Consider the following 10,308-nt stretch of genomic DNA (forward strand, 5'->3'; position numbering starts at 1 on the left):
CCTCCGGCGAGCACCCCGCCCGCCAACACCCCACCGGCGAACGTGCCTCCGGCCAACACCCCGCCGGTCAACACGCCCTCGGCGAACACCCCGCCTGCCAACACGCCGCCGGCGAACACGCCCCCGGCCAACACCCCGCCGCCGAACGCCGCGACGCCGCCCGCCACCGTGCCGTCGCCGCGTCCGGAGACGAACACCCCGCCGGCGAACACCTCGCCGAACCCGAACCCGAACCCGGCGCCGAACACGAACACGCCCCCTCCGGCGAACACGCCGTCGCCCAACACCGCGACGAACGTCCCGCCGGCCTCCCCCCAGACGCGTCCGGCACCGGCCGCGCCACCGGTCAACACCCCCAACGCCGACGCGCCGCCCGTCCAGACGCGGCCGGCGCCCCAGCCGCCCACCGGCGCGAACCCGAACCCGAACACGACGGCCAACCCGAACACCACGGCCAACCCCAACGCCACGCCCGACCTCGTCGTGGCGCCGGTCGTCACGCCGCCGAACCCGAACACGCCCGGCACCCCGGGCAACCAGGGCAACCGCAACAACCAGAACAACCAGGACAGCGACACGGACTCGGTCTACGAGGACGCCGTCGAGCAGACGGTCGAGCAGCGGGTCGAGGGCTACAAGGCCCCCGACCCGAAGGACGACATGGGGTACTGGCCGAACCCGGCCAAGAACAACGAGCTCGACCGTATGCCGAACCCGCCGTCGAGCCACGTCGGCATCAAGGTCGACGAGAACACCACCGTCGGCCTGACCCCGTACATGACCAAGCAGTGGCTGGCGGACAACGGGATCGACCTGGGACCGAAGCAGACCACGGTCAGCTCCCAGATCCACCCGCTGCTGTACCCCAAGGGCCCCGAGGCCGACGCCCGGCCGCCCAAGTCGTACGACATCGACAACGCCGCCGAGTTCCACAACGACATGCGGGATGCCGCGGCCCAGCAGAACATCCACGAGCAGCAGGTCGTGCTGGACGCGGTGAACGACCTCGCCAACGACATCACCACCAAGTACCCGCCGGACCAGTTCTCCTACGTCGGTCTGGGCCGCAGTCCCGCGCCCGTCGTCGCCGCGCTGCAGAACAACGGTCACGACGCGGTGTCCATCCCGCTGTCGGACTTCCGGCCGTCGCCCGCGGACCCGAACTCGATCCTCGACCCGGCGTACGACGCCAAGCCCGGCAAGCCCAAGGTCCCGCCGATGACCCCCGAGCAGCAGAGCATGCTCGACCAGCACTTCGGCGAGTTCCTGAGCGACCTGCCGCCCGGCAAGAACGTGCTGATGATCGACTACACCCAGGGCGGTCTGTCCCTGGTGTCGGCACAGGCCCAGCTGCAGCAGTACATGGCGAACAACAACCCGAACCCCGACAGCGCGCCTCCGAAGGTGCAGGCGTTCGCCATCCACGAGGCGACCAACGCCAACGACATCCACGGCACCATCAACGCCATCGCGCAGACGGACACGCCCGGCCTGCCCGGTGGGTTCGACTTCGACGGCACCCAGCAACTGGACGCCCGCGAGGACTTCAAGAACAGCATCGAGACGCACGAGATCCCCTTCCGGCACCCGCTGGGTGACGCGTTCCGCAAGGAGGCCTTCGACGACCTGTCCGAGCACGGGTCGTACAAGATCCTCAACCAGGACCCGGCGACGTTCCAGCAGGACCGCCCCCGCCGCGACAACCCACCGGCGCCCGGCGTCACGCCGGCCTACGACGTGCTGAAGGACGCTGTCGGGGACGGCAGGCCGAGGCCTGCGCCGCCCACCGCCGACAACGGCCCTGCAACCAGGGGCGACGACGGCCCCGACGCGGGCGGCGGCAGGGACGGTTCGAGGGACGGCGGTTCCCGCGACGGCGACCCGAGGGGCAGCGACCCGAGGGACGGCACGCGCGGCGCGCCTTCCGCGCCCGGCAACCCCGACGCCGACGGCCGGCCGAACACCGACACCAGGCCGAACTCCGACGGCAAGCCGAACACCGACACCCGGCCGGACACCGACACCCGGCCGGACACCGACGCGGACGTCAAGCCGAACACCGACACCAACACCTCGGCCGACACCGACGCGCCCGCGCGGAACACCCCGCCGGCGCAGAACACCCCGGCGCCGAACACCACCGCCGACAACGGCCCGGCGCCGACCAGGGACGCCCCGGCCACCCCGCCGCCGGCACCGCCCGCTCCCCCGGCACCGCCGGCTCCGAGCTCGAACACGAACCCCGACGGCACCCGCAAGGACGTGCCGAAGGTCGGCGCGCCGCCGGCCGCGACGCCGCCGACCCCGGAGTCGCACAAGGGCAAGGACGTCCGCAGCGACGAGTCGTGGCGCCACGACCCGTCGAAGACCGCCGAGTGGTCGGAACCGAAGGGCCCGGCCGACCGCAGCACGTGGGCCGACCGCCGCAACGACACCGACGTCCGCACGGTCGACGTGGTCGTGCACGACGTGAAGACCGACAGCACGCCGTCGAACATCAAGTCCTACCAGGGCCTCATCAACTACGACCTGCGCCGCATCGAGACCAGCCCCGGCAACTTCGTGCAGGAGTACACCGTCAAGGTGCACATCGACCCTGCCGCGAACGCCAGCCCGGAGGCCGTCGCGCAGGTCAAGGAGAACGCCGCCAAGGGCGTCAACGAGCTGCTCAACAAGGGTTACCGGCTGCCCAGCGGTGACCAGTTCCACCTGAACCTCGAGTTCACCGACAACAAGGCCGACGCGCACACCAGCGTCAAGGTGGACGACAAGAACCCCAACCCCGACCAGACGCACTGGGGTGCCGACACCAGCCCCGAGGTCCTCGCGCACGAGACGCTGCACTACCTGGGCATCCCGGACGAGTACAAGGACTCGAGCCGCGTCCTGCAGCAGTACGACACCAACTCCGGTGTGCACCAGAACGACGGCGGCCTGATGGGCGCCGACGTCCACCTGCCCGACCCCGGCATCCTGCCGCGCCACCTGTGGCGGATCGAGGACACGGCCAACAGCCAGGTCATGGTGCCCGACACCACGATCGAACCGGCCGGGCCCGCGACGGTGCCGCCGCCCGCGGACTGGACCCCCAAGCCCGCGGACAGCACGCCCGCACCGGCCAACCCGGACACGAACACGAACACCGGGCCGAAGGACCTCGGTCCCGACGTCCAGACGAGGCCGACGGACACGCCGGGCCTGCCCGGCAGCTACGACTTCGACAGCGACGTGGACGTCGACGTCGACGCCGGCGTCCGGCCCAACAACCAGCCGCACGGGCCGAACCTGGACAAGGTCGGCCTGGTCGAGTCGGTGCTGCGCAGCGCCGCGTTCCAGGGCGTCCAGGTCCCGAACTCGTCGCCGCTGGTGAGCACCGGCGACGTCAAGTCCACCGTGGACGCCGTCGTCAACGACGTCCAGCAGAACCCGCAGAACCACAACCACCCCGGCCTGCAGGCGCCCGCGCTGTCGGACTTCGTCGCGAGCCAGGTCGACCCCGACACGCTGGCCAAGTTCCACCCCGACCTCAACCCGAACCTCCCCGACGCCCAGGCCAACATCGACCAGTGGCGGGCGAACCTCGCGAACGACCTCGCGAACGGCACGCCGAAGCGCTGGGACGTGGTCAACGCCGGCCTGGACACCGGCGGCATGAAGCCGGGCGACGTGGACATGATCAACCACGTCACCCAGGAGGTGAAGACGAACGGCGCGCTGCCGTCGTCGGCCGACCTCGTCGCCCACGGCCTGCAGACGCCGTCGTGGGCCGACTCCCACGTCGGCTCGCACTTCCCCGACTCGATCGGGCAGGCGCTCGACGTGCAGGTCGTCGTCGACAACGACGGCGTGCAGACCGTGCACGGCCCGGACGGCGCGACGCAGGTGCAGGTCAGCAACCAGAACGGCACGTTCAACTCCCTCGGTGCCCCGTCGCCGCAGGAGCTGCGGGCCGGCATGGAGGCCTCGCTCTCGACCAAGTCCTCCGCGGAGATCAACCAGACCATCGCCGACCTGGGCAGGGGCCGGCAGAACCAGGACCTGCTCACCGCGGCCCAGGACGCGCAGCTGATCAAGCGCGCGTCCGAGCACCCCGGTGGTCCGCGCGGGTTCCAGAAGGACCTGCTGGACCGGCAGGCGCAGCTGCAGAACCGGATCGACGACTCGAAGTCCAAGCTGTCCCTGACGCCGGGTCCGCTGCAGTCGAACCAGGTCCGCCAGGACCAGGCGCAGATCCAGCAGGACATCGCGCGGGACACCGATCTGCTGAGCAACGTCGACAAGCAGATCAAGACGATCCAGGACAACGCCACCAGGGTGAACCTGACCAACACGGTCGACAACATCGTCGGGGCCGAGAAGCTGGACAGGCTCGCGGACCTCAAGCAGCCCGCGCTCGACGAGCTCAACACCCACCTGACGCAGGAGATCGCAGCGGCGGAGAACGCCGGCTTCGACGCCTCGAAGCTGAAGGACCTCCAGCAGCGGGTGCAGAACGAGCCGGCCGTCCGCGAGGCGATGTTCAAGATCTCCAAGCAGGGGGTCGACGGCCTGACGGCCGACGTGGACAACGCCAAGCAGTCCTTGGAGGACTACCGCGGCAACCGGGACCTCTACAAGGGTTTCGACGGCTTCATGAACCGCTTCTTCAACAGCGAGTTCGACAGCAGCGTCGACATCGACGCCGAGATCGCCAACGCCGACGCGGTGGTGAAGAGCAACGAGCAGCAGGTCGCGTTCGCGAACGACCCCGCGTACAGCAACCGGGTCGCCAAGGCCGAGAAGATCCACGGCATGCACCAGCTGCTGGACCGGGTCGACGCGCGGAACAAGGCCGACATGGCCGCGGCCGCCGAGCGGGTCGCCCAGGAGCGGCAGGCCGCGGAGGCCCGCGCGGAGCAGGTCCGGCAGGACAACGCCGCGTTCAAGGCCTCGCTGTTCGGCAAGACCTCCGCCGAGCTCGACGCGCTGCGCGACGCGAACGCCGGCAACCCGAGCCGCACCAACGACATCGACCTGATGGCGAGCAACCTGGCTGCGGTGCAGAAGCCCGGCGGCATCGAGCAGCACGCGCAGGACCTCCAGAACGAGATCAGGGACACGCGCGACCAGATCAACAACCTGAAGAACATCACCGACGCGGGACCGGTCGCGTCGAAGACTGAGCTGACGCCCAGCAGCCAGGCGCAACGCGAGCTGGACCAGCGGATCCTCGAACTGCGCGACACCGAGCTCAACATCGAGCTCGACAACCTGACGTTCAACCGCAACGATGCGCTCACCACGCACGCGCTGACCCTGCCCGCCGACCCGAACTCCCCCGAGTGGCAGTCGATGCCCCCGCAGGACGTCGCGGACATCGACAACCACGTCCAGGGGCTGATCGACGACGCGAGGGCCACCGGCCAGCCGACTCCGGAGCTCGACCGGCTCGCCGACACGATCAAGGACGTCCGCAACGGCGACCAGGCTCCCGCGGTCGACCAGAACGCCCCCGCGGCCCAGCCCGCACCGGCGCCCGCCCCCCGCGACATGCCGTTCATGCAGAAGCCGGACTCGCGGCCCGCCATCGCGGACGTGGACCTCAGCGTGCCCGGTGGCTTCGACCCGGTGCACACGGGCTCGCCCGTGCGCTCGTTCGAGGCGTCGCTGCACGGCCTCGACACGCCGGCGTTGCAGGAGATGGCCGCCAACCCGCAGTACGCGAACAACCCCGAGCGCGCGGCGGCGATCCAGAACGCGATCGACATCTCCCGCAACGCCGCCGCGCCGCCCTTCGCCTACGACGCGCGGGCGCAGTCCGTCCAGACGAGGCTCGACGACGCCAGGGCGGACCTCAACCGGTGGCACGCCGCCGACCTCGTGCCGAACATGTTCAAGAGCCAGGCGACGCTGGACGACCAGGCGGCCCGTCAGCAGACGGCCGAGGCCAACATCCAGCGGTACGAGAACCGCCTGGAGCAGCTCGCGAACAACCGCGACGCGGTGATCACCAACTACGCGCTGCGGCAGCCGGCCGACCCGAACTCGTACGGCTGGCGGCAGCTCAGCGACGCCGACGTCGCGAACGTCCAGACCCACCTCGACCAGCAGATCCAGGACGCGCGGGCGGGCGGGCACGACACCAGGCACCTCGAAGCCCTCCGCGACTTCACGCAGGAGGTCCAGCAGGCGCGGCAGAACGGGACCGCGAGCGTCGACACGCGTCCCGCGCCGGCCACGCCCGACGCGGACCCGCAGACGCGGTCGGCTCCCGCCCCCGACGCGGACACGCGTCCGGCACCCCAGCCGGCCGACCAGCAGCGGTCCGACAGCGACAGCGACACCGACTCGGACAGCGACTACCACGACGCGTCCGACAAGACCGCCTCGCAGCTCGTCGAGGACCTGCGGCCTGCCAACCCCTCGCAGGACTCCAGCTGGCAGGTCGTCGACGGGAAGTACGAGCACCGGCCGAACAAGCCGTCGGAGTTCGTCCGCATCCGGGTCGACGACGGCTCCACGGTCGGTCTGACGCCGTACATGGCCAAGCAGTGGCTGGCGAACAACGGGATGACGCCGCCGGCGAAGAGCAGCATCGAAGAGTCGATCACGAAGATCCTCTACGACGGCGAGCTGGGCGGCGGCAACCGCAAGCCCGAGGTGTACGGCATCAACGACGCCGCGAACTTCCGCGACGAGCTGGTGGGCGTGTCCCGTGACACCTACATCCAGGGCCAGGCGGACGTCGTCACCGCGGTGAACGAGCTGGCGAGCCACATCACCAGCAAGTACAAGCCGGAGGAGTTCTCCTACGTCGGCCTGGGCCGCAGCCCGGCGGCCGTGGTCGCCGCGCTGCAGAACCAGGGTCACGGCGCGGTGTCCATCCCGCTGTCGAACTTCCGGCCCACGCCCGCGGACCCGAACTCGATCCTCGCCCCCGCGTACAACGGGCCCGACGGCAAGCCCAAGACCGAGCCGCTGACCCCGGAGCAGAAGGCCACCCTCGACCAGCACTTCGACGAGTTCCTCGGAGGCCTTCCCTCCGACAAGAAGGTGCTGCTGATCGACTACACGCAGGGCGGCCTGTCCCTGGTGTCGGCACAGCACCAGCTGCAGCAGTACCTGTCCGAGAAGCAGGGGCCGCAGGCCGAGGTGCACGCCTTCGCGATGCACCAGGAGATCGACAGCTCCAACCTCGGCAAGACGGTTGGCGCCGCCACGACGCCGCCGACGTGGAAGGACGCCCTCACCGAGAAGGTGTGGGACACCGGCCGCGCGGCGGACCGGAAGCAGTGGCAGTCCCGGTTCGACTCGTTCCCGCTGGGCGACAACGGCCCGCTGGGCCAGAAGGGCTCGGTGCTCGGCAACGCGTTCCGCCAGGAGGTCTTCGACGACCTCGCCGAGTACGGGTCGTACAAGATCCTCGACGAGAACGTGCCGCGGCCGAGCAAGGACCTGAACACCCCGCCCGGCACCACGACGGGCTACCAGGTGCTGGGCGAGGCCCTCGGGGAGCTCGACCCGAACAGCACGCGTCCCGCGCCGCCCAAGCCGGACGTGGACACGCGTCCCGCACCGCCCGCGTCCGATGTGGACACACGTCCCGCGCCTCCGCGGGCCGACGCGGACACGCAGACGCGCTCGGCACCCGAGCCGGACGTGGACGCGCGGACCCGGTCCGAGTCCGGAGTGGACACCGACACTCGTCCCGCACCGCCCGCGCCCGACGCCGACACGCGTCCGGCACCGGAACCGCAGTCGCGTCCGGCGCCGCCGAAGCCGACGCCGAACCCGGTCATCCCGATGACCACGCTGGCGCCGCAGCCGGTCGGCCAGGTCCCCGGCACGAACCTGCCGAGCTTCTTCCAGGACAACAAGGCGCTCGGCTCGATCGTGCCGACCGACGTGCGCGGCGCGGACGCGGTCGTGGGCGAGATCAAGGGCATCAAGCCCGACGACGCCGCCCGCATCAAGAACGCGATCGAGAACGACTTCGAGACGTTCCTCGACGGCGGCCGCAACTTCCAGGTGAAGATCGGCAACGCCTGGTTCGAGGCGAACATCCGCGCGGAGATGCACGCGGACGCCGACACGTTGGTGACCGACGCGGCCGACACGAAGGTCGACAAGAACTACCAGGCCGCTGTCGCGTCCACGACGACGAACAGCGTCTCCACGTCGAACGACGTCGGCGGTTCGGTGACGGCCGGTGTGGCGATGGGCCCGTACGGCTCGCTGGGCGGCAAGGCCGCGCTCGCGACGCCCGCGGTGTCGCAGTCCACCACCAACTCCGTGACCGAGCAGCGCGCGATCAAGTCCGGTGAGGGGTCCAAGAAGGTCACGGTGCCGGTCTCGTACGAGATCACGCTCACCGACGCCTCCGGCAACCCCAAGCAGTTCTCCACGCTGCCCACCGGCCCGAACGTCACGCTGCAGATCCCCGCGGACCTCAGCACGATCGCCGACTCGGGCAAGTCCTCCGCCGCCGTCACGCCGCCCGACGCGGCGTGGGGCACCAAGGCCGAGAACGTCGTGCCGGAGGCCGTGGCGGTCAAGGACTCCGCGAAGCTGTTCAACGACGTCGCGGAGAACCTGCACCCGTCGATCACGAAGGTCGGCTCGCCCGGCCGCGAGGCGCTGCAGAACTTCCTCAGCCCCACCTCCATCCGCAACAACCTGCCCGCGATGCTCGGCGGCTTCGTCACCTCGCCCGACCTGATCAGCCCGCACGCCAGCAAGGGCGCCGCGGTGCAGATGAAGGCGACGCTCAAGGACGCGAAGCTCGTCGGCACGCACTCCGACGCGGCGCTGGACCTGAAGGACACCTCCGCCTGGGGCAGCAGTGTGTCCGCGTCCACCAAGACCGGGTTCGACGTCACCGCGGGCGTCGGCGGCAACATCGGTGTCCCCGGCCAGGTCGGCGGCACGGTCGGTGCCACCGCCACCTACTCCGCGCGCACCGCCGAGGGCGTGAACGCGGGGTCGAGCAGCAGCCGCAAGACGGGCATCGGCGTCAAGGGCGAGACCGGTCTCTACGAGGTCACCGCCGAGGTCGAGGTCCAGGGTCCCGCGGGCAAGCCCGTGACGATGGAGATCACGACCCACGTGCGGATGGGTCTCAACGAGGCCGGTGCGGTGGGTCTGCCGACCCCGGACGGCACCCGCAACTCCACGACCGACCCCACCACGGCGGACACCAAGTTCCTGCCGCCCTACGTCGCCGACACGCTCGCCGCCGGCAACGCCAAGGTCGGCGAGTTCACGCCCGCGAACCAGGTGCAGAGCCAGGTCGAGGCGAAGCTGAAGGAACTGCCCGGCTTCGACAAGTTCCTGCCGAAGTGGAACAACCCGGACGCGAACCCGCGCTCCAGCAAGGGCCAGGGCTTCGCCGACGTGGCCGAGCAGCTCGCGAACCAGCGCAAGCTGACCGCGAACCTGTCCCCCGCCGCGCTGAAGGCGAACATGGACAGCCTGCTCGGGCCCGGCGTCCAGGTGCAGCTGAAGAACTCCGGCAAGACGACGAACACCTACGTCAACGTCACGGTCAAGGCGAAGGTCAGCAACCCGAAGCACCTCGGCCAGGCCGACGGGCGCCCGGTCAGCGACTCCACCACGACCGGCCCGAAGCTCGACGCCAACACCACCACGACCAAGGGCTGGACCGGTGGCCTGTCCGGCAGGGCGAACATCCCGGTGAAGACCGGGGTCGCCTCGCTCACCCCGATGCCGCAGGCCGGCGTGTCCTACAGCCACTCGACGTCGGACAAGACGTCGGCCGGACCGGCCGTGAGCGCCACGTCGTCGAACCCCGGCAGCGCAGACGCCCAGGTGTTCCAGGGCGACGTCGAGTTCGAGGTCGAGATCACCACGTTCACGCGGCCCCGCACGTGGGTCCGCACGATCGTGCCCGGCGCGCCCGGCCAGCAGGCGCCGGACGTGAAGACCGTCGCCAAGACCGGTGCCGGCCTCGACAAGATCGACGGCAAGGTCAACCTGTGGGTGTCGGACTCCTCGACCCTCAAGAACGACCCGGGCGACGGCTTCAAGCCGGGTGACCCGAAGTCCACGCCGATCGCCGACTCGCCGACCGTCAAGGACCTGCTCAACCCGAAGGACGCCCGGCCGAAGTCGCCGGAGTTCCTGAACGTGGAGGCGGTCGCCAACACGACGGAGCTGCGGGACCAGGCGATCGACGCGCTCAACCGCGCGGCCAAGGGCGACTCGTCGCTCACCACGCCGGGCACCGCGTCGCGGGCGCAGATCGACAAGATGTTCTCCCCGGAGAACATCAAGGCGAACCTGCAGCGGCTCGTCGAGACCGGCGTGCAG

At 70.3% G+C, this 10,308-nt stretch carries 2 pseudogenes; one reads left to right on the top strand and one right to left on the bottom strand.

Annotated features, from left to right (window positions below):
- A pseudogene (locus VF330_RS15600) lies at positions 1 to 518 on the bottom strand (hypothetical protein); the annotation flags it as partial.
- On the opposite strand from VF330_RS15600, the pseudogene VF330_RS15605 reads away from it, so the two are divergent.
- Positions 484 to 10,308, top strand: a pseudogene (locus VF330_RS15605) (hypothetical protein); the annotation flags it as partial. The pseudogenes VF330_RS15600 and VF330_RS15605 sit on opposite strands and share 35 nt — an antisense overlap.

It is taken from the genome of Lentzea sp. (assembly GCF_036380075.1).
Lineage (GTDB): Bacteria > Actinomycetota > Actinomycetes > Mycobacteriales > Pseudonocardiaceae > Lentzea.